The sequence below is a fragment of the Streptomyces sp. NPDC003077 genome (assembly GCF_040611095.1).
GTDB lineage: Bacteria > Actinomycetota > Actinomycetes > Streptomycetales > Streptomycetaceae > Streptomyces.
Genome location: NZ_JBEXNM010000031.1, coordinates 68,543 through 92,609, shown reverse-complemented (window position 1 = coordinate 92,609; position 24,067 = coordinate 68,543). Strand labels below are relative to the sequence as shown.

The following is a 24,067-nucleotide window of genomic DNA, read 5'->3' as shown; positions in this document are numbered from 1 at the left end:
GCCGGGCCGGGCGATCATCGCCCGGCCCGGCCTCCGTGTGCAGTCCCGCCGCCGCACCCCGCGCACGTGAACCAGGCCGGGTCCCGCAGGCCCTTGGTCGCGCTGGTTCGAGAGGCCCCCGCTCCCGCGGGGCGTACGGGTCGACCTCCCTGTACCAGTCATCGGCCTGTAGCTCTGGACCACGACCGTGGCAGATGCGAGATCAATCCGACCAGCTACGGCGTCGCCCGCACGGCACGACGCTTCGCCAGGCTGGTCGTGAGCACCGGGCGGTGCGTCCTTCAGCCGGACAAGACACGGCTCACGGTCCCGGCTGATGGAAGAGCTCCATGGAAGACCTGATGGGGCCCGCACTGACGGCGGGAGAAGGGGAGCGGTACCGCGCCGCTGGAGCGCCCTCCCTTCAGGCAGCCGACTGGACGCCTGTGTCACCACGCTGACGGACGAGCCGGATTGCGCCGCGGTGGCCCGCCGGCGCCCCCGCTGCCATCCGGCCGAGGACACGACCCCGTGGGCGGTCCGGGGCGCGGGCCAGGCGCCGGTGGCTGGCCGGGCGGCCGTCGATGGGGCAGGTGCCGTGCCCGCACGCCGCGACGGAAGGGGAGCTTCGTGCCCCGCTGTGTGCCGTTGGTGCTTCCATGCGCCCTGGTGCTGGGGAGGAGGACGGTTTCTCGCGTACGGAGGGGGCGCAGGTTCACAAGGACGGGCCCGTAGCCGTATGCCGCGAACCGGCCCACGCCGAGGGCGGAGGCGCCGGCCGCGCGGCGCGCGGGCGAGGGTGTTCGGGCCGCTCCCGAGGGGATCGAGGTGACCCATGCGTACGACCACGACCGACCCAGGCAGCGTGGACCGGCGGCTGGGCCGCGACCCCGTCGCGATCGTGGGGCTGTCCGGCCGGTTCCCCAAGGCCGGGGATCTCAGGGCCTTCTGGGACAACATCGTCAACGGCCGCGACTGCTCGGACACCGTTCCGGAAAGCTGGTGGCGCCCCGACCACCACTACGATCCCAATCCCTTCGCGGAGGACAAGACGTACTGCCGGCGCGGCGGTTTCCTCACGCCCGAGGTCTTCGACCCGCGCGAGTTCGCGATGCCGCCGAAGACGGTGGACTCCACCGGGCTGGTCCAGCTCCTGAGCCTGGTGGTGGCCAGGGAGACACTGGAGGACGCGCGGCGCGGCCGGGACGACTGGTGCGCCTTGTCACGCACCGGTGTGGTGCTGGGCGTGTGCGGTACCAACTCCACCCTCATTCCCCTCGCCGCCCGCCTGCTCGTCCCCGAACTGCTGGAGACCATGCTGGCCGTGGGGGTGGGGGAGGAACAGGCCAAGGAGATCATCCGGGCCCGGCTGGCGGCCCTGCCGCCGTGGACCGAGGACTCCTTTCCCGGCATCCTGGCCAACGTCGTCTCCGGGCGCATCGCCAACCGCCTGAACCTCGGCGCCGCCAACCACACCGTGGACGCCGCCTGCGCGAGTTCCCTGGCCGCCGTGCGCTGCGCCGTCGACGAACTGGTCTCGCGCCGCGCCGACGTGATGCTCACCGGCGGCTGCGACGCGGACAACTCGATCGTCTCCTTCATGTGCTTCAGCAAGACGCCCGCGCTCTCGCTCACCGGAACCGTCCGCCCCTTCGACACGGAGGCCGACGGGACGCTGGTGGGCGAGGGGATCGGCATGCTGGCGCTGCGCCGCCTGGCGGACGCCGAGCGCGACGGCGACCGCGTCTACGCCGTCCTCAAGGGGCTGGGCAGTTCCAGTGACGGCAACACGCAGAGCATCTACGCCCCCTGCGGCGCGGGGCAGTCGGCCGCGCTGCGCCGGGCCTACACCGACGCCGGCTGCCCGCCCGCTTCCGTGGCGCTGATCGAGGCCCACGGCACCGGCACGCCCGCCGGGGACGAGGTCGAACTCGCCGCCCTCAACGAGCTGCTGGCGATCCCGGACGACCACCACTTCGTGGCCGTGGGCAGCGTGAAGTCGCAGATCGGCCACACCAAGGCCGCGGCCGGCGCGGCCGGGCTCATCAAGGCCGCGCTCGCCCTGCACCACAAGGTGCTGCCGCCCACCATCAACGTCACCACCCCCCACCCCCAGGCCGCCCGCCCGGACAGCGCCCTGTACGTGAACACCGAGGCCCGGCCCTGGGTGCGCGATCCCGCCCGCCCCGTCCGGCGGGCCGGGGTCTCCGCGTTCGGCTTCGGCGGCGTCAACTACCACGCCGTCCTCGAAGAACACCGGGCGGGCACGGACGAGGGGGCGGGTGCGCTGCACACCACCCCCACCGCGTACCTGTGGCACGCGCCGGACCGGGCGGAACTGCTGACGCGGCTGGAGCGAGGAGACCCGCCCGATTCCGCACCGGCCCCCGCCGATCACGCCCGCCTCGGCTTCGTCGCCGCGCACCCGGCGGACCGCGCCGAGCTCCTCGCGCTCGCCGTCGCCCGGCTGCGCGACCGCCCCACGCACGAGACCTGGAACGATCCACGGGGCATCCACTACCGCGTCCGCGCGCTGCCGCCCGGCACCGCGGCGGGAGCCCTGTTCGCCGGGCAGGGCAGCCAGTACCCCGGCATGGGCCTGCGGGCCGCCCTGGCCCTGCCCGCCGTGCGCGACGCCTTCGATGCGGCCAACGCCCTTTTCCCCACCGCCGACAGCCTGGCCCGGTCGGTCTTCCCGCCGCCCGGCACCGGGAACGCCACCGGCCACGGCGAGCGGCTGCGCCGCACGGCCTACGCCCAGGCGGCCATCGGGGCGCTGTCCGCGGGACAGTACCGCCATCTGCGCGACCTCGGATTCGCCCCGCGCGGGCTGCTCGGTCACAGCTTCGGGGAACTGACCGCCCTGTGGGCGGCCGGCGTCCTGGACGACGACACCTTCACGGCCCTGGCTCACGCCCGGGGCCAGGCCATGGCACGGCCGCCCGGCCCCGGCCACGACCCCGGCGCCATGGCCGCCGTACGCGTCGGCCGCGCGGAGCTGGCCCACCTGCTCGCGGATCACCCGGGGCTTATGGCGTGCAACCACAACGCGCCGGACGAACAGACCGTCGGAGGCCCGACCGCCGTCGTACGGCGTTTCGCCGACCGGTGCGCCGCGGACGGGCTGCCCGTACGGCTGCTGCCGGTCGCGGCGGCCTTCCACACTCCGCACATCGCCCACGCGGCCGAGGAGTTCGCGGCGGTCTGCGCGAAGGCCGTCTTCGCGCCGCCGGCGCTGCCCGTCCACGCCGGTACGCCCGGGGCGGTGTACGGCGACGACCCCGAGGCCAACCGCCGTGTTCTGGCGGAACAGATGCTGCGCCCCGTCGACTTCGCCGCCCGGCTGGAGGAGATGTACGCCGACGGCATCCGCGTGTTCGTCGAGTTCGGCCCCGGCCGGGCCCTGACCGGGTTCGTCGAACGCACGCTGGGGGCCGACCGCGTGGAGGCCGTCGCCTGCGACGCCGGGCCGGGGACCGACTCCTGCGCGGCGCTCCAGCAGGCGGCCGTACGCCTGGCCGTGCTGGGCCTCCCCCTGACCGGCATCGACCGCGGGACGGCCCCGCCCCGCGCGGAGCGCCGCCCGCCGTCCAAGGTGGCCCGGCGCCTGGACGGCCCCTTCTTCGCCATGGAAAAGCTGCGCGGCGCCTCCGCGGCGATGCCCGTCCGGCACGTCGTCGCGCGGGCGCCCGCGGAACCGGAGAGCCCGCCCGTCCCGGCGCCCCGGGAGGCGGATCCGCTGACCCGGGCCGCCACCGACCACCTCGCCGCACACACCCGCTACCTGGAGGGCGAGGTCCGTACGACCGAGCAGCTCGGCGCGCTGCTCGCCCGGGGCGCGGCGGACGGGCGGATGGACGCGTCACTGCTCGCGGCCGTCCAGGCGGTCGCCGACCACAGCATGGCCCTGGCCGAGACGCACGCCCGCGCCGCCGAAGCGGTCTCCGGCCTGCTGCGCCCGCCGCAGCGGGGCGCCCTGCCCGCGACGGCGGGGACGGCGCAGCCCGGAGAGGCCCCCGAAACCTTCATGGAGCGCGCCCGCGCGGACGGTGCCGGGGCAGGACGGCGGGACGCCGAGCCGGAGGACGAGAGCCCGCGGGACGACCAGGACCCGCCGGACGAGAGCCCCCAGGCCGCGACCAAGGCCGCGCTCGCCGAGATGTGGGCGGCGCGGAAGGGGGAGGTGGCGGCGACCGGCACGGTGGACGTCAGCACGCTGGATCCCGACGAGGTCGAGCGGGAGTTCCGCGCCGTGATCGCCGAGAAGACCGGCTACGACCTCGACATGATCGAGCCCGACATGGAGATCCAGGCGGACCTGGGCATCGACTCCCTCAAGCAGGTCGAGATCGGCGCCGAGATGTGGCAGCGCTACCCGGTGGTCGCCCGCAGCGAGCTCTACCGCTTCAGCGAGGCCAGGACGGTGGGGGATCTCACCGCCATCGCCCGGCAAATCATCCTCGACCCCCAGCCCCAGCTCACCTCTCCCGCGTCGGGCACCACCGCCGGCAGCGCCCATGTGACGCTCGCGGAGCTGCCCGCCGTCGATCTGCGGACCGACGCCTACCCGGAGCGCCCGCACGCCCTGCTGATCGACGACGCGGGCGAGCTCGGCGGCCTCCTCGCCGAAGCCCTGACCGGCCGGGGCTGGCAGGTCAGCAGGCTGGCCCTGCCCACCGCCGCCACGCGGACGACGCCGCTGACGGACTGGGCGGAGGACACCCTCGCCGACCGTCTCGCCGAACTCCTGGCGGATGGCACCCGTCTGGATCTGTGCGTCCTGCCCGTCAGCCGCGAGGCCGACGGCGATCGGATGGTCGCCCGGCTGCGGCACGCCATCCTGGTGGCCAAGCACGTGCGCCCCGCCCTGGAGGCGGCGGCCCGTACCGGGACCCGCGCCGGGCTGGTCACCGTCACCCGGCTCGACGGCGCCCTCGGCTACGCCGGTGCGGGCGGGGACCCCGTCGCCGCCCTCGCGGGCGGGCTCGGCGGACTGGTCAAGACCCTCGCCCTGGAGGCCACCACGCTCTTCTGCCGCGCCCTGGACCTCGCCCCCTGCCTGTCCGCCCAGGACGCCGGGGCCGCCTTCCTCGCCGAGATCGACGACCTGGCCGCCGACGTGCGCGAGGTCGGCGTGGACGCGGCCGGGCGCCGCGCCCCACGGGTGGCCGAAACCCCCTGGCCCGGCGCTCCGCGAGCCGAAGCGGCGGTCGAACTGACCAAGGACGACGTCCTGCTGGTCACCGGCGGCACGGGAGGGGTCGCCGGCTGGTGCGTCGAGGACCTGGTGCGCACGCACCACTGCGGCTGTGTCCTGCTCGGCCGCACACCCCTGACGGACGAACCCGACTGGGCCGGCGGCCTCACCGGAACCGAGGACCTGCGCGCCGCCCTGGAGGAGCGGGCACGCGAGGCGGGGCAGGACCCCGCGGCGGAACCGGCGCGCGGCCACGTCGAGCGGGACCTCGCCCTGCTCGTCCGGCAGCGCCGCATCCGCGCGCTGCTCGCCACCGTGCGCTCGTACGGCGTCGAGGCCGCGTACGTGGCGGCCGACATCCGCGACCCGGACGCGGTGACCACGGCCTTGGCCCCGTACGCCGACCGCGTCACCGGCGTCCTGCACGCGGCGGGCGTCCTGGGGGACCGGCCGCTGGCCGAGGCGGAGCCGGAGTCCGTCGCCGCGGTCGTGGACACCAAAGCGGACGGTCTGCGGCACGTGCTCGCCGCCCTGGACCCCGCGCGGCTGCGGCACCTGGTGCTCTTCACCTCGGTCGCCGGCATCTGGGGCAACCTGCGGCAGGCGGACTACGCGCTGGCCAACGAGGCGCTGAACCGCTTCGGCTGCGCCTGGCAGGCGGCCCACCCCCACTGCCGCGTCCTGCCCATCGCCTTCGGGCCCTGGGCCGGCGGGATGGCGGCCGGTGTCCAGCAGGTCTTCACCGAGGTCGGCCTGCCGGTGCTCTCCCGGGAGGAGGGGTGCGCGCGGTTCCTGGCACAGCTGGCCCCCGGCCGGGGCGGCGGCGTCGTACTCGCCGGGCCCACCGCGGCGCTGTTCCAGCGCACCGAACTGCTTCCCGTCGCCGGGTACACCGCGCACCGCGCGCTGTCCGGGCTCGGCGACGACCCCGTTCTGCGGGCGCACCGCGTCGGCGGAATGCCGATCCTGCCCATGACCGCCGCCCTGGGCTGGGCCGCCGGCGCCGTCGAACGCGCCCTCGGCGGAAGCCGGCCCGTCATCGAGTGCCGCGACTTCAGGATCGCCCAGGCGATCACCTTCCAGCCCGGGCACCCCGAGCGGTTCCGTGTCCGGCTGGCCCCCGATCCGCAGTCCACGGTCCTGCCCTTCGTCCGGGTGGCCGTCGAGGATGCCGGTGAACAAGGCAAGCCGCGTTTCGAAGGCCGCTTCCGCCCGGCGGACGGGCCCGGCGAGGCCCCTCGTACGAGCCTGCCGCCGTACACCTTCGAGGACGAGCCGCATCCCGGCTACGACGACGGCCGGCTCTTCCACGGCGCGGCCCTCAACGGCTTGCGCAACGTGCTGGAGGAAGCCCCGGGCCACCTGGTGATCACCGCCAGGATGCCCGACCCCGACTTCGCCCGCGGCGCGTTCGCCGGACGGCTCTACAGCCCCGCCCTCGCCGACCTGCTGATGCAAGCCGGCCTCCTGACGCTGCTGGCGCTGGCCGGTGGCCAGGAGATTCCCGTCCCCGTCAGCGTCGAACGCCTGGAGCTCTTCGGCCCTCTCCCCGACGACGAGCCCTTCGTCATCACCGTCGACGTCGACGAATCCACGGCATCGCCGGCGACGACCCTCTTCTCCCGGTGCGCGCTGAGCGCCTGCGCGCCCGACGGACGGATCCTCCAGCGGTGGAGCGGCGTCCGCCTCCTGTGGATCGAGCCGGGCGCCCTGACCGAAGGCATCGCCGCCCGGGGCCGGACCGGGCGGGACTGAGGAAGGGAGGAGCCTTCATGGACGAACTCGCCTTCGAGGGGGTCCCACTGCCGCAACCGGCCGTGGCTCCGGCGGGCGTCGACGGGGTGGTGTCCGGCACGGTGGCCGTGGCTCCGGTGGGTGCCGAGGGGGCGGTGCCGGACGTCGCTCCTCCCGGGGCCGCCGACGAAGCGCCGTCCGGCGCGACCGCCTTCCCACCGGCGGAGGCCGATGAGACGCCGTGGCCCGTCGGTGAAACGCCTCCGCCCGGCACGATCACCGCCGCCTCGCTCACGGCGCGGCTCGCCGAGCGGCTCCAGCGCACGCACGCACGCGTCATGACGGCCCATCAGTCACTCATCGCCTGGCAGCTCGCCCGTGCCACGCCCTGCGGCGCCCCCCACGCGGCACACCGGGCTCCGGCCCCCGCCCGTGAGACCCCGCGTGAGCCCCCGCGCGAGGCCCCCCGCGTGACCGCCCTCGCGGCCGTACGGCCGGTCGATCCCGTCGTGACGCTCCTGCGTGCCGCGGCCCGCGCGCTCCGGGCCGCGGACGCCCGCCTGTTCCCGGGCAGCGCCGTGCTGACCTGGCTGGAGGAGACGCCTCGGCCTGCGGACACCGTGGCGTGCGTCGAGCAGGACGGCACCGCGTGGCGTATCGAGGACGGCGCGGGGGCCCTCGCCGTCCTGACGCCGCACGGCCCACGCGACTCCTGGCCCGAGCCGCCCGTCCACCGCTTCCCGCCCGAGCCCCGCCCGGCGGCCCGCACCACGGTGACGTGCCTCACCGGTACCGATCTCGACGCGCTCGCCGACGGCGACGCCGCCCACGTCCTCGGGCCCGCCTTCGACCTCGGCGACCGGTCGGCCACGGCCCGGCCCGCCCCCTGGCCCGCCCGGCTGCTGGAGGGCGTCACCCTCGTCGACCCGCGCGGGGGCCGCCATGCCCACGGGCTGCTGCACGCCACCACCCGCCTGCCGGTACCGGGGGACGAGGACGGCCGGGAGGAGGACGTGTGGCCGCACTGTGTGGCCGCGGCCTTGGAGGCCCTCCGCGTCCACGCCTTCCACCAGGGATTCCACCTGTGCCTGCCCGGCGCCCGTGCCACCGTGCCCGTCCGGCGGCCCGTCCTGCTGGAGGTCTGCGACACCCCTGTGCCGCCCGGTGCCACGCTGTTCCTGAGGACAGAGATCGTCGCGACCGGCATGGTGCCCAGGCCGTACGTGACCGCCGACTGCAGGATCACCGTGGACGGCCGTCTCCTGGCCGTGCTCCGGGACCTGAGCGTCGTGCTCAAGGAGGCGCCGGGGGAAGAGCTCCTGAGTCCCCGCCAGCCGGGCCACCGCACCGGCACCACCGGCAGGCGCCTCCTGGCCGACGAACTGCACACAGCGCACTTCGCCGAGGGAGACCTGAGCGTCGCCCCGCTTCCCGGCAGCACCACACGCGTCACCGGCCGCGTCCGCCCCCGCCTGCCGCGCGGGGACTTCCGCATGCTCGACCGCGTGACCGACGCCGACGGGGACTGGGAGGCGTACCGGCCGGGCAGCCGGGGGGTCTTCGAGTACGACGTGCCGCCCGACCCCTGGTACGTACGGGAGAACGGCGGCACGATGCCGCAACTGGCCCTGATGGAGACCGCCTTGCAGGCGGCGGGCCTGTTCAGCGGGGGACTCGGGGTCGCGGGCGCCTACCCCGACGGCCATCTTTCCTGCCGCAATCTCGACGGCCGGGCACGCCTGCTGCGGGACGTCGACACGGCGGGCACCACCGTGGAGCAGCATGTCACGCTCCGGTCGCACTCGCCCCTGCCCGGCGGCGTCATGCACCGCTACGACTTCCAGCTCCAGGCGGACGGCCGGCCCTACTACGCGGGGGAGGCCGTCCACGGCTTCTTCACCCCCGAGCTGCTGGCCGAGCAGCAGGGCCTGGACGGCGGCGCCTGCCGGCCTCCCTGGCTGGAACGCCACCCGCGCGCCCGCACCGGTGCGCGCGGGCTGGACCCGCGCCACGAACCCCGGCTGGGGCACGGCCGCCTGGCGCTGCTGGAGAACGTCACCCTTGTCCCCGACGGCGGCGAACACGGCGCCGGATACGTCCTGTGCGACAAGCCGGTCCGCCGCGACGACTGGTTCTTCCACCACCACTTCTTCCAGGACCCCGTGATGCCGGGCTCCGCCGGGGTGCAGATGCTCTACCAGGCGGTGCACGCCCACGCCCTCCACACCGGCCTGCTCGCCCACCTCTCCCGCCCCCGCCCGCACATCGCCCTCGGAGAGGAACTGCACTGGTCCTACCGGGGGCAGATCCTGCGCGAGCACCAGCGGGTGCGCGGCGAGGTGCACATCCGCGACGTCCACCGCGGCGATCGACGGGTCCTGCTGCGCGCCGACGGCAGCGTCTGGCGCGACGACCTGCGCATCTACCAGGTGGACAACATCGCGGTCGACATCCGCGACGACACCGCGTAAGCGCGCGGGGAGAGGAGTGGTGATGACGCCCCCACGGGTACGGGACGACGCGGAAGAGGCCGTACGGTACGACGCCGAGGGGACCGTACGGTACGACGCCGAAGGGGTCCACGCGGTCCTGGCCGACCTGGACCGCCCCTGCTACATCGTCACCAGCGGCACCCGTGTCGGCGCGACGAGCCGGCCACCCGCCCCGGGCGACGGCCTCACCGCCCTGGCCGCCGTCGCCCCGCAGCCCCCCGACCGGCTCGGCTCCGCCGCGTTCCGCCGCCACCACGGCGTCCGCTACGCCTACATGACCGGTGCGATGGCCGGCGGCATCGCGTGCGAGGAACTGGTGGTCGCCGCGGCCCGCGCCGGACACCTCGCCTCTTTCGGGGCCGCCGGGCTCCCCGAGGACCGGATCGACACCGCCCTGGAACGGCTTGAGCGCACCCTCGGGACCGGAGTGCCCTACGCGTGCAACCTCATCCACAGTCCCATGGCGCCCGGCCAGGAACGCGCCACCGTCGACGCCTGCCTGCGCCACCATGTGCGCTGCGTGGAAGCCTCCGCCTTCATCCAGCTCACCCCCGACCTCGTGCGCTACCGCCTCACCGGACTCCACCGTGACCCCGGCCCCCCGGGCGTACGGGCGGAACACCGCATCATCGCCAAGGTCTCCCGCCTGGAGACCGCCGAACTGTTCCTGCGCCCGCCGCCCCCGGAACTGACGGCCGCGCTCCTGGCCGAAGGGTGCGTCTCCTCCGAACAGTGCGAACTGGCCCGTACGGTCCCGCTCGCCGACGACATCACCGTCGAGGCCGACTCCGGCGGCCACACCGACCGCCGCCCCCTCACCGCCCTGCTCCCCGCCGTCGTCCGGCTGCGCGACCGCGTCGCCCGCGAACATCCCGCCGCCGCGCGCGTGCGCGTCGGCGCCGCGGGCGGCATCGGGACCCCCGAGGCCGTCGTCGGCGCCCTGGCCCTGGGCGCTGCGTACGTCGTCACCGGCTCGGTCAACCAGGCCGCCACCGAAGCCGGCACCTCACCCGCCGTCAAACGCCTGCTGGCCACCGCGGGCCTGGCCGACTGCACCATGGCCCCGGCCGCCGACCTGTTCGAGCAGGGCGTGACCGTCCAGGTCCTCGCCCGCGGAACGATGTTCCCCGGCCACGCCACACGCCTGTACCGCCTCTACCGCGACCACGACAGCCTGGCCGCGCTCCCGCCCGCGGAACGCCGGAACCTGGAACAGCGCATCCTGCGCCGCCCCCTGGACGAGGTCTGGCACGACACGTCCGGCTACCTCGCGGCCCACCACCCGTCCTGGCACGAACGCGCCGAACGCGACCACAAGTTCCGCATGGCGATGGTCTTCCGCTGGTACCTGGCCATGGCTTCCCGCTGGGCCGTCACCGGGCAGGGCGACCGCCAGAGGGACTGGCAGGTCTGGTGCGGCCCCGCCATGGGAGCCTTCAACGCCTGGACCGCCGGCACCGCCCTGGCCGACCCCGCCCACCGCCAGGTCACCGCCATCGCCCACCACCTCCTCCACGGCGCCGCCTACCACGCCCGCGTCACCCAGCTCCGACTGGCAGGGGTACACCTTCCCGCCGCCTGCGCTCACTACCGGCTGCCTCCGGCGGGGGCGCGGCTCCCGTCCGGCTCCACCTGAACGGCCACGAAGGGCCGGACGGCCCCACGCCACCCGGAGCGCGGCACGCTGATCTCCCCACCACTCCTCACCACTCCTCACCACCTCAACAGCTTCTTCCCAATGACGAGTTGGCGCTGGACCGAGCAAGCGTCGTGGACAACCTCGGTACTCCCGGGGAGGCCAGGGACCGCCCGGTGGTCTGCCTCCTCTTCAACGGCCTGGTCCTCGTCGGCTGCATGGCGCTGCAAACCTCCACGCCCGACTGAGGCTGGTCGCTGCGCGAACGGGGCAGGACAACGCGCTGACGATCAGTGGGCTGTTCACCCACCCCGCCTACCGCTGGGAGCGGCTGAGTCGGTACATGGTGTGGTGGACCGTGGATCACGCTTGGCACCGTGACGACACGGACGGCCGTGTGTGGTGGGTGCGCGGCAGCACCACCAGCGCACGCGTGGCCGAGTACGCCCGAGAACACATGGGCGTCATCGGCGCAGCGCGCGGCGCCCCATACGCCTTCCTCATGCAACGACGTCCCCAGCCGATGCGGGGTCTGTCGAGCTGGTTCGCACCTACCGGGTCTCTCGGCCTACCAGCCCGCCCCGGAAGCACTGGGGATTCACTTGGATGCCGGTGTAGAGCACGAGGTCCCGGTTTCCCCTCGCACGCGTCCGGTGCCGTGTTCGCTGCTGAAGTGTACGGCCGGCGCGATGCTGTGGCAGTTCGCCCATGGCAGACGCGATGGCGCGCCAAAGGACTGGAATGACGTCGGGACTCATGTCAATGTACGACGTCCCCAAAAACACCTGTCATTACGGAGGAAAGAGGTGCGTCCGAGCAAACGCTCCCGGCATGCCCTAGTTCCTGGAGCGTTTCCGTGCCCTTTACTGTTTCAGCTTCCCCGGAATGCCGGCCTTCGGCTCAGAAGCATCCCTGCGCAAGCCCAACACTCGGTTTTCATTTCCCGCTGTCCTCAGTTATTTGCCCCGGCTCGCTGACAGTGAGTCTGCGTAGCTTGCTTCCAAGTGATCACTCTCTCGAAGAGTACCGGCTCGCAACTCGGACTTTCTGGCGTGAGCGCCTTTCTCACGACGATGCCGACGCCGCGAGTCCGTCAGTCGTGCTGGCTCCTGTCCTGCTGCTGAGAGCGATGGCGGACCAGCGAGTCAAGACCTCTTCACGCAGGCAGGGCGTTACATAGCCGGGAATACCCGGTTAGCGAAACCAGGGATTGGCCGGACCCTGGGCTTTGTATGCAGTGGCCGCGCCTGAGGGCGGGCCCATATGAAGGCAGCGAAACACGGGCACAGGATCCGGGTGAGGGAGGCGACGTGGCTGCCGTTATGCCTGACGGCCTATCGGTGGCGGCAGGCGGGCCCGCGGTTACACAAATGGCTGCTTCGAGCTCCCGCTGCCCCGCTCTTTCCTCACTGTTCCCCGATAGCCCTCGATCCCAAGGTGATAAGAAAATGGCTCCTCCTCCCGCGTTGAAGTTGGCCGAGGTTCTTGCGGAGATCCGCATGAGGCTGTCGGCGTTTTACCGCATGCGTGCCCGGGGGCAGGCCCCCGCATGATCAAGCTGCCCAACGGGGAACTCCGCTGCCGCCGGCGCCGACCTGGGTGCCTGGTGGCAGGCGTGTGAGAGAGACGCCGTCCATTGGCGCTGAGCTACCACATACGCTTTTGGGATATACGCGAGCGCCCTGACCGGCGGAAGCCCTTTCAGGTTCGTTGGACGGTCAATGGGCGCGAAAAGGCGGAGTCCTTCATAACGGCCGGCCTGGCCGAGAGCCGGCGCGCGAAGCTGATGACGGTCAACGAGGAGGTGGATCCGGCCTCCGTTCCCAATCCGGCCCAGGTGGCCCGGTTGTTGGCGGCGGTGGCACGGCAGCGGGGGCGCGGTCCGCATCTGGAGGCGTTCTTCGGTTGTCTGTACCACGCGGCGATGCGGCCGGCGGAGGTCATCCATCTCCAGCTTCCGCAGTGCCATCTGCCGCGCACTGGCTGGGGGATGCTCAACCTGGCGGGCGGGGTCGTCACCGCGGGCAAGGAATGGTCCGATGACGGCGCGGTGCACGAGGTGCACTCCCTCAAACGCCGCCCGGCCACCGCGACCCGACCGGTGCCGATTCCGCCGGCGTTCGTGGCCACCTTGCGGGCGCACATCGACCGGTTCGGTGTGGCACCTGATGGCCGGCTGTTTCGTAATGCGGCGGGCAACTATGTGGAGCCCGCCGCGTACGGCACGACGTGGAAGCGCGCCCGCGAGTACGCCCTGACCCGCACCGAGCTGGCCGTGGGCCTGGTCAAACGGCCCTATGACCTGCGGCATGCCGGGATCTCGTTCTGGCTGCACTCGGGGGTGGACCCGGCGGAGTGCGCGCGCCGGGCGGGCCAGACCATCGAGGTCATGTTCCGGCACTACGCCAAGTTCATGGACGGCATCCAGGAGCGCGCCAACCGTCTGATCGAGCAGTCCCTGCAGGAATGGGAACGCCTCGGCCCGGGCCCGGCGAACGCGGGATGAGCCGGGTTTGGTCCGGGACTGGTCCGGAACAGCTGGTCAGAGGCGGGAGAGCCGTGGGAGGAAGTGGGAGGTAGTACGTAAGTCGGGCTCGCCTGTGAGCGGGCCGCGCCGGAGGCGCCTGACTGGGAAAGCCCCAGGTCAGGCGCCCTTTTCATGGCCGCTAGAACAGCCCCATCCTCTTCGGCGAATACGACACCAGCAGATTCTTCGTGTGTTGGTGGTACAGGCCGCGCACCGGGTTTGACCAGCGGAAACGGAGGTTCCTGGGACGGTTCGTAAGGAGCTGGTCCGTGAATGGTCCGGATCTTGAACCGCTTATCGATCATGTCATCGTGCGTGCTCGGGGCTACGGCGCTGGTGCGGTACCGCTCGGAAAGCGGCCGGTGCCCAGTGCCGAAGTGCGGGATGCCCTGCGTCACAGCGCGCTTATAACATGCTGTCATGCCTGACAATCGCCCTCCGATTCCACGCCGGCTGGACCGACGCGTCCGTGTTGAGGCTGGCCACCGCTGCGCAGTTCCCGTCTGTCGTATGCCAATTATTGAGATCGCGCACATAATCCCTTGGGCCAAGGTCAAGAAGCATGAGTTCGACAATCTGATCGCTCTCTGTCCGACTTGCCACGCCCTCTTCGATCGGGGGCATATTGATCGAGCTGCCATGCGTCAGTACAAGTCGAACCTCAGTCCTCTTTCCCCTTTCTCCCTCATTTCCCATCCCGATCACATAGACCTCCTGTCGGCCTACCAGAAGTACCGAATCCGGATGGAGGCTTGGTTCGGCAAGATCGTGGAGTTCAATTCTGCCGTAGAGCGGAGGGTCCCGGTGGGAGAGCTCCGAAAGATATTTATGGAGACGGGTGTGGTGGCAAAAGATGCGGCAAATGCATGGATTCTGTTTACCGGTCAGTCGCCTCGCCCGGTCCACGCGTTCGCCGACGTGATTTCTTACGGCACCATTAGGTGGTCGTCGAATGTGCTGCGACATCGGCACCAGCCTGACCTCCCTCTAACTGCCCCAGTCCCGGAGGCGCTCCCGACGATGTGGGCTGATTTGCATAACGCTATTCACGAAGTGCTGAATCAGTAGGCCTAATTTCCAGACTGCTTTTTTCGTGATCCGTCCAATGGGTACGTCGGCAGTCCTTCGTCGGTAGCGGTTGTGTGGGGCGGACCAGTGCAGCAGCCTGGCCGCCGCAGGTGGCGGTGACTGCCGGGGTCGATGCGGACTCGGGCGTGGTCGTAGGAACGCGGGCCCTCGGTGCCGTTGCCGGCACTCTGGCGGTGCCAGGCCGTGGACGGTAGCCGGTGGGGGAAGTACTGCCTCATGGGCGGCACTGCCTGGATTCAGTCCTGCCAGCAGCTGGTCCATATCTGCGTTCCGGCCGGTGAAGGTGGGAGAGGCGGGTGGTAGCCCGGACAGTGCCGGTGTGATCTGCTCTGGAAGCTCGACGGTGATGTTGCGGCCCTGGAACACTGCGTGGAAGAAGAGCCCGCCGCTGATGGTGTTCGTTGTTTTCAAGCAGTCCTGGTCATCGGTGCTGGGCACTATCAGTGAGCCTTCCGAAGACGGGCCGAGAACTGGAGCGTGGGAGGTGCCGAATGGTGTGGTGGTGGGCGGACCGGTGAGATCTCGGTCCTCCACTGCGGGCGCATGTAAGGCACCACCGTTAATCTCGTTGTCCACACCGCCGTCATCGGTACGCACCAGCCGGGCCTGTCGCTACCACTGCCCAGACCGGTCGGAAGTCCGGACCCACCGCGGTCCGGGCCTTCAGCGCCGTACTCATCGTCTGGGCCCGTTGCCGATTGGTCACCGCCTGCCCCAGTTGGGCCAACTCCGCATCTCCAATCTTCACCACAGCAACGCTCTCACCTAGGTTGAGAGGGGAACTGGCGCTGGGCCAGGGCCACCAGTTGCTGCCGTAGCTGCTCTCCGCCATCTTGCCTTCGGTCCCGCCAACCAATCCAGCGACAGCACCAACGAAAACGGCGTCATCGGCCATCCTGAAGGTTGCGAACCGGCCTTCACCACCACCGACGTTTCAGACTTCCGCCATCGCATCCGTGAGTGGCAGGTTCAGAACCACCGACATGCGAAGCTCCACCCCCGCAAGACGGGGGTGGAGCCGGGTCCGAGAGCAGCCAGCAGCTCGGATGGGCGGATACCGCTCACGCTACGGCAGCCAAGAACACGCTTCTGGGCGCCGGCGAGAAGGCGTGGCCCCAGCTAGTACGTCGAGCGGAAGCGAACCTGACCGGCGGCGGGCCGCTCTCAATGCGCGGGAGGAACCGCCGTTCTCACGCCGCAGAGCAGGCAGTGGCCGAATGCTGGAAGCCGTCCTCCACAGCCCTGCGTCGAGCACGCGAGGCCATCTCGGAAGGCAGCGAGGATGAAACGCGCACAGGCGCGCGAGCAGCGGGCCGTCGCCCGTGAAACCGCCGCCTCGACTCGTCGGAGCAGTGATGAGGATGACCCGCCCGCCAGCAGCCCGATGGCGGGCGGGATGCGCGCGAGTTAGGGGTTAGGCGTCCCGCCGCCGCTCCCCCCTGATGGCGATCCACCGCCTTGCTCTGATGGCAGCCGGAGCCACTTCACCCAGGCACCGAGCACAAGACCGGCCGATGCGCCAATAACAGCGACCGTAATTTCTTTTGCACCGTTACCGAACATCGAGAGGAATGCGACTATCGCCAGGATAGACAAGGAAAAGAGAAGCAAAGCCACGAACTGCCTCCTCCTGCCTGCGCGCTCCCGGTGCCCAGCCATTGCACCGTTTTCCACTTCACCTCCTGCATAGATGTCGCGCACTCGACCACTTGCCAGCGCTTCAAGCATGCGGCGCACTTCAGCTAGCGCAGCGACTCGCCCTGCGACTCTATCAAGCTCCAGTCCACTCCGCAGCTTTCGCAATTCCGAAGCTGCTCCAGCATATTTTGCGGCGACTTCCGGCATGGGTTGGCCGTCAGGAGTCGCCCTCAGCAGCGCATACTTCTCAAGGGCGGAGGCGAAGTCACCTAGGGCTCTTGTGGCTGGAATATGAGGAGAGTGGAATGGGTTCCGTTTTTCCGGAAGCCGGCCCGTAGCGTGTGTATCGGATAGCAAAGCCATGTACGCACGCCTCCCTGTTGCTGTCACGCTCTCACTGGTCCAGCGACGCTGCGCCTGCGTTGCCATGAGCGATATGATGGCCGCCGTGATAATGGAGGGACAGACGAATACCACCGTGAAGATACTTGGTGCCCAAACTCCCCATCTCTCAAGCTTCATGGTAGCCGCCAATGCGAAACCAGCAGGAAACGATGCAAGAACAGGCGATACCATCTTCACCAGGTGAGCAGGCATAGAGGCCAAGTAAAGAATGTCTTCACGTTGCAGGTAATCCCTCAACCCTGCGCTCGGGAAGTCAGTGCCACTGTCCCTTACCTTGCGTGCTAGTTCGCGCCTACGCCTGACAGACATTCGGTAGGCCCGCCTCCAGAAGACCTTTTCCAGTAGAGTCCTACTGCCTTTTTGGTGAGCCGTAGCAGTCATCATCACGATGGAAAGACACCCGATCCAGACAGTTCCGAAAGCAAGGCTGAATTCCAGCGCCGACATTGGTTCCCCTAACCGTTGGAAACGGCGTTGATCCTAGTCCTTGCTACGCACACCTAGGCTTCGCCCCATGAGCAAGTGCAATCAGCACCACCGCGTCCGTGTCTCCGCCGCGCCCGAGGAGTGCGCCGTCCTTGAGGTCGACGGCCACGATGTCGCCTCACCAGCCGAGGCGTACCGAATCGCCCAGAGGACGAGGGGCCCGAAGTGACGCTGTACGTGGCCAAGGGCTGGAAGGGCGTGCAGTTCGAGGGCCTGGCGAACGTGGTGGTCGAGCCGACGGATGTACGCCATGTCGTGGCCGGGTTTCTGGACGCGGTGGACTGGCGCAAGCTCGACGAAGCCGTACTCGCTCGTGATGATCTCGACGGTGGGCCGGGGGAGCTGACGCGCGGGATGCTGGCGCAGCTTCGGGAATGGGCGCTGAGTGCTTGATCAGCGCGGCGTCGCTCGGTTCGCCGAGCGGCACCTGATGCCGGACAAGGTGCTCGTGACCCGCTAGGTCGGCGAAGACATTCTCGATCCCACCACCGGCGCTCTCGTACCTTCTCCTCCGCTGGAGGTGCACTCGGGCAGGGCCGGGTTGTACGGGCACCAGGAGCGGATCCGCAGCAAGGGCGGCCACGAAGGCGCGTGGGTCGAGGAAGTGCGGGCCGGATACCGGCTGCTGCCCCTGGACGCTTCCGAGCTGCGGGAAGACGACACCGTAGTGATGGTCCAGGCCCGTGACGAGCAGGCCGTCGGCCGCACCTACCGGGTCGCGGCTCTCGGCGAGGTGCCCTCGGTTCCGGTGCCGCGCACCGTGTGGCTGGAGGAGCACAACCGCAAGGCGGGCGTATGAGCGGCGGTGCCTTCACCGACCCCGCGGCGCTGGCCGCCGCCCTGGACCGAGGGGCCGCCCAGACGGTGGTCGCGATGAACGCCGTGATGCGGCACCGTGCCCAGGCGCTGGTCGAGCAGGTGCAGCACAATGCCTCCGGACGGCCCGGCCCCCGCGTGATCACCGGACGCTATCGGGCGTCCTGGCGCTCCGACGTGCAGGGCGCGGGCCCCGTGGTCGTCGCCGAGGTGGGCACCAGTGCGGCGCAGGCGCGGCGGCTGGAGTACGGCTTCGTCGGCGTGGACAGCCTTGGCCGGCAGTACGCCCAGCCGCCGTTCCCGCACCTCGGCCCGGCCGTGGACCACGCCGGACCGGAGATAGTACGGGAGCTGGGCAACGCGGTGGAGAAGGCGCTGTGAAGGACGCAGCAGAAGACGTCGAGGCATACCTGGCGGAGATCATCGGCGAGTGGGAGCTCGGGATGCTGGCTCGGGCCGTGGTCGCTGCGGAGATCTTGGACGACGCTGGGCAGCGCACCTTGCAAGACCTGACGACGCCCGCGGTGGAGGACTGGGACGCGGTGGGCATGTTCCGGTGCGGCGCCCGGATAGTCGAGGACCTGGCGAACGACCCTTCAGGAGGGACAGGTGATCAACCGCGCGGCCGTGTGGCCTGGGGAGCTGCCTCTTGTGAACCGGTGTACCGGCGGCGGTTCCTTATGCGGTGCTTTATCCGCAGGGCGGGCGTGCCGGAGGAGCACTGCTGACGGACGCCTCTGAGGATGCGTAGCGTACCTCACGTATCAGGTCATGGTCGTCGTAGCTCGTGCCGACCAGGCCGAGTGGCTGGCGGACTGGGTACGGCGAGCGGTGCTGGAACGCACCGCGACCGGCGAGTGGCCCTGGCCCATCGACGTCCCCGGAGGCGACGTGTGGGCACGCGGTTCGCACGCTGGCCGGGATGTGCGGGCGGTCTGGGAAGGGGCGTCGCGAGGTTCAGATAGAGGACGCTGGAAATGCTCGGCGACCTCATTTGCGGGAACCTCGGTGCGGACGGTCCTCAGGTCGACGTCAGGCCTGGGTACTTCCCGTAACAGTCGAGCACGACATCACCAAGTTCTTCGGGGGACTCGACGTGGTTCGGGAACACGACGGTTCGGCGCGTCATCGTTGGGTCGCGGGTGTGCTGGAGCAGCTGCTGGCGGAGCCCCACAAGGGGCCTGCCCACCTGCCCAAGTCGTTCTCCAGCGAGGGTGACGGAGGATTCATGGTGTTCACATATGCTGCAACGGCAGGGGTCGGTCGGCTCCGCCACCCTGACACCGGCCGGTCCGCCGTTCCCACACCGGCCGCCCCTGTTGTCCGTAAGCCTTTTCAGACGTCGACTGCCGAATGGGAGTCCAGGTGAACGCCCCCGATTCCGCCCCCCGACGGCTCGTGATGCGTCCGTTGGTCAACGGCCTCGATTCCCTGCGCGTCGTCGTTGACCGCCTGACACCGCCAGCGGACGGAGATGTCACCGATGCCGCGCTGAAGCAGGCCGTAACCAACCTTTACGGAGCTGCCGAGGTACTCCTGAAATCGCGTCTGGAGGCCGAACACTGGACCTTGGTTGTCAGGGACGTCTGGCCCAAGAACCGTCAGGACAAGAAGGGCGGAGTCACCTATGAACAGTTCCGCCGGGGCCGCTTCGAGAGCATTGGCATGGAGGAGACTCTCGATCGCCTGGACCAGACCGCGGCGCTGCGCGTCGCGGACAGCGACCGAGACAGCCTGCGCCGCCTGGGGGAGCTGCGCAACGCTCTGACGCACTACGGCATAGAGGAGTCCGTCGAGGCTGTTCAGAGCCTCGCCGTCCAGGTCCTGCACTTCCTGCTCGACTTCGTTCATGACGACTTGCGCCCCCACCTGGGCCAGTCCGACCGCCTCCTGATCGACCACACCTTGGAAGTCCTGCGGGGCCGCTACCAGGGGCTGAGCGAGCTCGTCGAGACGCGCATGGCGGCGCTCGCAGCTGATCTGACAGCGAATGCCTCCGCAACGGTCCGATGCGGCATGTGCAGGCAACAATCCCTTGTGGTCGGCCAGGACCAACCGCACTGCCTGTTCTGCCGTGCCACCTGGGGGAGTCCGGCCTCCGCTGCAGTGTTTCATGCCCGGGTCTTCGTCGGTGACGACTTCCACGAGCAGTGGCGACAGCGTGCGCTCTCGGGTTCGGGCGACGTCACTAGGCTGTGGGCACTGAGCGGCGAGACGTTTTATGTCCCCTGCCCCGTGTGTGGCGACGATGCCGTGGTCCCGGACGTCCCCACCACCGCCCAGCCCGCCGCCGATGACCTGCCCCTGTGCTTCGCATGCGGCACCCGCGTCACGGTTGCCGGGTCCAGTCCGTCCCCGCGAGGTGTGACTGTCTCGCCCACAGGTTCGGGCACGCGGCAGACCGGCCGGGACGCCGACCCCGGTACGGCTCGGACATGAGCGAGGCCAAGCGGGCCTTGGTGCGTGACCTGCTGCCGGTTCCGGTATGGCTGGCCGGCCGGAGGGTTATGGTAACCGGCAGATGGTTGATGCGGTGCGCTATCTCGCCGACACCGACATCAAGTGGCGGGCGATGCCGACTGAGTCCCCGCTTCGGCGGCCCCGGATGTACGCCTTTCTCTCCCGCTGGCGGGACACGAGACTGATCGCCGGACTGCACGACCGGCTGTGTGAAGCTCCGCCAGGCCGAGGGCCGTGCTCGGAAGCCGAGTGCGGCGGTCATCGACTCGCAGTCGATGAAGGCGGACGCCACCGTCGCCCTCACTTCACGGGGCTTCTACGCCGGGAGTGAGGATCAACGGACGCAAGCGGTACCTGCTCACCGACCTGCTCGGTCTGCTGCTGGCCGTGCTGGTCACGCTGGCGTCGACCACCGACCGGGACGCTGCCCGCATCCTGCTGCCGACGGCCAGAGGTCGCTTCGGGAGACTGGCACGGGTCTGGGTCGACGGCGGATACACCGGCCACCTCAGCGACCAGAGTGCGGCACAGCTCCAAGTCGTCGCGGACATCGTCCGCAGCGGCGGCTACGACACCCGCGGCTTCCAGTTCCTGCCCCGCCGCTGGGTCGTGGAGCGGTCCTTCGGCCACCTGATGCGCACCCGCCGCCTGGTCCGCGACTTCGAGAGCCGCACCACCAGCGCCGAGGCGATGATCTACTGGTCGATGGCCCTGCTCATGACCCGCCGCCTTGCCCGGTCGCACCCTGCGCGAGGGTGAACCGGCCCGGCTGCCGCTCGGCCAGCCAGCCCCACGCGACCAGGTGTTTCGCCTTCGACCGCAGTGCCTCCACCTTCGCCGGCACCGCGTCCAGGCCGAACACGACGGCCACCTCCTGGCAGGTCAGCGGCCCTTGATGGAGGTGATGCCGGTCCGCGAGGGCCTGCAGGATGCGCTGGTAATCGACCGACAGCACCGACGCGTCCAGCCCCTCGCGCCACACCGGCACCTGCGACTTCGGCTTCGCGGCCATCAACACCGATGATGGCTCCTCGGCCTGTCCCTCAGCCGGCATCGTCCGTTCGGTCCAGGCGTGTTCTTCGGTCTCGTCCACCGGACCCAGCACCTCGCCGACCCGCGAGCGGGCGATGACCCATTTCTTCCAGTTCCGCTCGGCCACGGCCAGTTCAGCCTGGACGCGGTCGGCCTCCTCCCGCAGCTCGTCCACTCGATGGCGGGCAGCGAGCTCACGCTGTTCGAGCAACCCCACGACCGACGGCATCCACGGCCTCCCCAAAAGCGATGACACGACAGGCCACCACTCCCACGGAATCGCCCACCCTATGCCTGACCAGCCCAAACACCGTCATCAGGTTCGGTAAGACAACAGCTACTGAGGAACACAGGAGGGGCTGTCCGCCCTGAGCCGGCCACCCCACCTTGATCCACGCGGTGGAGGGTCCTGGCACACGATCAGACCACAAAGTCGCCGAATACCAGCAGCGCGGACTGATCCACTCCCAAGCCGTGGTCCGCCCCGACGGGCCCGCAGGCAGCTACAGCTTGCCACCGCCTGGACCACCCCCGAACTCCTGGCAGACGCCATCCGGCTCGCGGCCACCCGCGCCGCATCGACAGACCGGAGGTCAACGGCAGCGCCCGCTCCTTCGCTTCGGCAAGCAGATCGACACCAGGATCATCCGGCCCCCTGCCTTCCAGGCCGGACCACGATCACCGAGGGCAAGGTCGCCGGATACGTCACCAAGTACACCACCAAGGGCACCGAAGCCGCGACGAGCACCCTCAACCACCAGCTGAAGAGGATCACCGACCTCTGGTTCGAGTCCGTGCCCAAGCACGCCGCCCGGACTATCCGCACCGCCTGGGCCCTCGGCGCACGCGACAACCTCAAGCACCTGAACCTGCGCAAGTGGGCCCACAAGCTCGGCTTCCACACGCGAACAGGAAGGACAGCCGGTGCATGACGACGAACTCCTCACCGTCCCTGAGGCCATGGCACGCCTCAAGATCGACCGCTCCGCGCTCTACGACCTCCTGCGCACCCGCCAGCTCGCCTCGACCACCCTCGGCCGCGCCCGCCGCATCCCCGTCCACGCGCTGGCCGACTTCATCCGCACCCGCCTCGAACAGGAAGCCGCCGCCTGATGACCACGCCCCGCGACACCCCCGCCTCCCGCCGCGTCCGAGCCAACGGCACCGTCTACCAGCGCAAGGACGGGCGCTGGGAAGCCGCCAGATATGTCCTCGCACCGGGCAACCTGTCGCCGCGTCCGCGTCTACGGCACCCCCCCCGGAAGGAGGCCCTGGCCAAGCTCACCGAGGATCGCCGCCAGCAACCGCGACCTTCCCGTCCCCTCCGCGCAGGGCAGTGTGGCCGCGTACCTGACGCACTGGCTGGAGAACGTCGCCGTTCAGCACCTCCGCGAGAACACCCACACCCGCTACACCACCTGTGTCCACCGGTACTTCATCCCCGGCCTCGGCAAGAAGAAGCTCACCGTCAAGGACGTCCGCACCTGGCTCAACCAACTCCGCACCACCTGCCAGTGCTGCACGCGCGGCCTCGACGCCCGACTCGACCAGCCTCGTTGCTGCGCCACCTGCCAGTGCTGCCACAAGCTGCTCTCCCCGCTGACGTTCACCTACATCCACTCCGTGCTCAAGTCCGCCCTGGAACATGCCGTTCGCGAGGAAGAGATCCCGCGCAACGTCGCCCGCAACGTCCGCACAAGCACCCCCGACCCCGACGCTTCGAACCCTTCACCGCCGAAGAAGCCCGCCAGTTTCTTGCGGCCACGCCGGACACCGGCTGGATGCCCTATTCGAACGCGCCCTCCACACCGGACTCCGCAAGGGCGAACTCCTCGGCCTGCGTTGGACAGACCTCGACCTCGACGCGGGCACCACGTGGCACGACGGGCACGTGTTCACCACGCTCCTCCGCAAGGCCGGCCTCGGCCGCGTCCGCTTCCACGACCTCAGGCACTCCACCGCCACCCTGCTCCTGGAACGGCGCGTCGAACTCGTCGTGATCAAGGAACTCCTCGGCCACGCCCACATCGGCGTCACTGCCACTGTCTACGCCCACGTCCGACTCGGCCTCCAGCGTGACGCCATCGATACCCTCGACCACTTCTGACACACGTACGGCAACGGCGGCGGACACCAGGTGTCCGCCGCCGTTGCCGTCATCTACTGCCGTCAAGCCGCAGAACGGCCCCTGCCAGCGACATCGGCAGGGCCGCATCTTTGCGATTGGCTGCGTAGCGAATCGGGAGCCTAAATCGGCTCGCCCGCCACTCCACTGAATCCGACGAGGCCGTTCCTCTTCGCCATGTCAAGAATCGCCGGGAGATAGTCCAGTTGGCGAACCGAGAGGGTCAGGAGGACGTACTTTCCCTCGTCATCCGGTTCCTCTTCCAGGTCGAATCGAGACGGCTCCAGAACGTCCTCCACATCCGGCCACCTGGTCAGCAACTCTTCCCGGAACCGCAAGACGTCAGGGCTCACGACAAGGTCGCTGGTGTCGCCCTCAGCAAGGTTGTCGAAAACTTCCTCTGGGTTCCCGGACGAGTGCTTCCAGAAGCCGAAGTCGCTACTCACAGGCC

The 24,067-nt window shown here is 70.1% G+C and carries 20 protein-coding genes and 2 pseudogenes; 19 read left to right on the top strand and 3 right to left on the bottom strand.

Translation table 11 applies throughout. The features are described from left to right. The first annotated feature begins 814 nt into the window (after nt 1-814). The 7 genes and pseudogenes from ABZX96_RS21290 (at nt 815) to ABZX96_RS21260 (ending at nt 14,633) form a co-directional block, all read left to right on the top strand. Nucleotides 815-6,931 carry a beta-ketoacyl synthase N-terminal-like domain-containing protein gene (locus tag ABZX96_RS21290; RefSeq protein ID WP_355546642.1) on the top strand — a complete coding sequence of 2,039 codons (6,117 nt, stop codon included), beginning with the start codon at nt 815-817 and terminating at the stop codon, nt 6,929-6,931. A gap of 17 nt (nt 6,932-6,948) precedes the next feature. Then, nucleotides 6,949-9,381: a 3-hydroxyacyl-ACP dehydratase gene (locus ABZX96_RS21285; protein WP_355546640.1), complete on the top strand. Its 2,433-nt coding sequence runs from the start codon at nt 6,949-6,951 to the stop codon at nt 9,379-9,381. Nucleotides 9,382-9,403: 22 nt separating this feature from the next. After that, on the top strand, nt 9,404-11,038 hold the full coding sequence (locus ABZX96_RS21280) for a PfaD family polyunsaturated fatty acid/polyketide biosynthesis protein (RefSeq protein ID WP_355546638.1): 1,635 nt from the start codon (nt 9,404-9,406) through the stop codon (nt 11,036-11,038). 110 nt (nt 11,039-11,148) lie between these two features. After that, nucleotides 11,149-11,286 (top strand): hypothetical protein, encoded by a 138-nt coding sequence (locus tag ABZX96_RS21275; RefSeq protein WP_355546636.1) that lies wholly within the window; start codon nt 11,149-11,151, stop codon nt 11,284-11,286. Between the two features lie 1,200 nt (nt 11,287-12,486). Beyond that, a pseudogene (locus ABZX96_RS21270) lies at nt 12,487-12,684 on the top strand (DNA-binding protein). Continuing rightward, complete coding sequence (locus tag ABZX96_RS21265; protein WP_355546634.1) at nt 12,675-13,544, top strand: hypothetical protein; 870 nt, start codon at nt 12,675-12,677, stop codon at nt 13,542-13,544. Before ABZX96_RS21270 ends, ABZX96_RS21265 begins: the two are co-directional and overlap by 10 nt. A 441-nt stretch (nt 13,545-13,985) precedes the next feature. Then, nucleotides 13,986-14,633, top strand: a complete 648-nt coding sequence (locus ABZX96_RS21260) for an HNH endonuclease signature motif containing protein (protein ID WP_355546632.1) — start codon at nt 13,986-13,988, stop codon at nt 14,631-14,633. 1,428 nt (nt 14,634-16,061) lie between these two features. Here the strand turns inward: ABZX96_RS21260 and ABZX96_RS21255 are convergent. Beyond that, nucleotides 16,062-17,144 (bottom strand): hypothetical protein, encoded by a 1,083-nt coding sequence (locus ABZX96_RS21255; RefSeq protein WP_355546630.1) that lies wholly within the window; start codon nt 17,142-17,144, stop codon nt 16,062-16,064. Between the two features lie 67 nt (nt 17,145-17,211). Here ABZX96_RS21255 and ABZX96_RS21250 point away from each other — a divergent pair, with 67 nt between their 5' ends. The 8 genes from ABZX96_RS21250 to ABZX96_RS21215 all read left to right on the top strand — a co-directional run bounded on the left by ABZX96_RS21250 (nt 17,212) and on the right by ABZX96_RS21215 (nt 21,218). Continuing rightward, entirely contained in the window at nt 17,212-17,352 is a 141-nt protein-coding gene (locus ABZX96_RS21250) for a hypothetical protein (RefSeq protein WP_355546628.1), read from the top strand. Then, nucleotides 17,349-17,576, top strand: a complete 228-nt coding sequence (locus ABZX96_RS21245; protein ID WP_355546626.1) for a hypothetical protein — start codon at nt 17,349-17,351, stop codon at nt 17,574-17,576. Before ABZX96_RS21250 ends, ABZX96_RS21245 begins: the two co-directional genes overlap by 4 nt. Before the next feature lie 79 nt (nt 17,577-17,655). Continuing rightward, nucleotides 17,656-17,982, top strand: coding sequence for a DUF6093 family protein (locus tag ABZX96_RS21240; RefSeq protein WP_355546656.1), 327 nt, complete (start codon nt 17,656-17,658; stop codon nt 17,980-17,982). After that, nucleotides 17,979-18,380 carry an HK97 gp10 family phage protein gene (locus tag ABZX96_RS21235; protein ID WP_355546624.1) on the top strand — a complete coding sequence of 134 codons (402 nt, stop codon included), beginning with the start codon at nt 17,979-17,981 and terminating at the stop codon, nt 18,378-18,380. The genes ABZX96_RS21240 and ABZX96_RS21235 overlap by 4 nt, the downstream gene beginning before the upstream one ends. After that, a complete protein-coding gene (locus ABZX96_RS21230) occupies nt 18,377-18,727 on the top strand; it encodes a hypothetical protein (protein WP_355546622.1) in 351 nt (116 codons plus the stop codon). Before ABZX96_RS21235 ends, ABZX96_RS21230 begins: the two co-directional genes overlap by 4 nt. A 637-nt stretch (nt 18,728-19,364) precedes the next feature. Then, on the top strand, nt 19,365-20,438 hold the full coding sequence (locus ABZX96_RS21225) for a hypothetical protein (RefSeq protein ID WP_355546620.1): 1,074 nt from the start codon (nt 19,365-19,367) through the stop codon (nt 20,436-20,438). Between the two features lie 46 nt (nt 20,439-20,484). Continuing rightward, the gene (locus ABZX96_RS21220) at nt 20,485-20,790 is read left to right on the top strand and encodes a transposase (protein WP_355546618.1); all 306 of its coding nucleotides are present in this window, start codon (nt 20,485-20,487) and stop codon (nt 20,788-20,790) included. Further along, nucleotides 20,787-21,218, top strand: coding sequence for a transposase (locus ABZX96_RS21215; protein WP_355546616.1), 432 nt, complete (start codon nt 20,787-20,789; stop codon nt 21,216-21,218). Before ABZX96_RS21220 ends, ABZX96_RS21215 begins: the two co-directional genes overlap by 4 nt. Here ABZX96_RS21215 and ABZX96_RS21210 read toward each other — a convergent pair. Next, nucleotides 21,175-21,720 carry a hypothetical protein gene (locus ABZX96_RS21210; RefSeq protein WP_355546614.1) on the bottom strand — a complete coding sequence of 182 codons (546 nt, stop codon included), beginning with the start codon at nt 21,718-21,720 and terminating at the stop codon, nt 21,175-21,177. The genes ABZX96_RS21215 and ABZX96_RS21210 overlap by 44 nt on opposite strands. Nucleotides 21,721-21,890: 170 nt before the next feature. On the opposite strand from ABZX96_RS21210, the gene ABZX96_RS21205 reads away from it, so the two are divergent. The 4 genes and pseudogenes from ABZX96_RS21205 to ABZX96_RS21190 all read left to right on the top strand — a co-directional run bounded on the left by ABZX96_RS21205 (nt 21,891) and on the right by ABZX96_RS21190 (nt 23,598). Continuing rightward, the gene (locus tag ABZX96_RS21205) at nt 21,891-22,256 is read left to right on the top strand and encodes a replication initiator (protein WP_355546654.1); all 366 of its coding nucleotides are present in this window, start codon (nt 21,891-21,893) and stop codon (nt 22,254-22,256) included. Further along, entirely contained in the window at nt 22,169-22,423 is a 255-nt protein-coding gene (locus ABZX96_RS21200) for a replication initiator (protein ID WP_355546652.1), read from the top strand. Before ABZX96_RS21205 ends, ABZX96_RS21200 begins: the two co-directional genes overlap by 88 nt. Next, on the top strand, nt 22,416-22,604 hold the full coding sequence (locus ABZX96_RS21195) for a helix-turn-helix domain-containing protein (RefSeq protein WP_355546612.1): 189 nt from the start codon (nt 22,416-22,418) through the stop codon (nt 22,602-22,604). The genes ABZX96_RS21200 and ABZX96_RS21195 overlap by 8 nt, the downstream gene beginning before the upstream one ends. After that, nucleotides 22,604-23,598 (top strand): annotated as a pseudogene (locus ABZX96_RS21190) (tyrosine-type recombinase/integrase). The gene ABZX96_RS21195 and the pseudogene ABZX96_RS21190 overlap by 1 nt, the downstream one beginning before the upstream one ends. A gap of 140 nt (nt 23,599-23,738) precedes the next feature. Here the strand turns inward: ABZX96_RS21190 and ABZX96_RS21185 are convergent. Then, nucleotides 23,739-24,062, bottom strand: coding sequence for a hypothetical protein (locus ABZX96_RS21185; RefSeq protein ID WP_355546610.1), 324 nt, complete (start codon nt 24,060-24,062; stop codon nt 23,739-23,741). Between the last annotated feature and the right edge of the window lie 5 nt (nt 24,063-24,067).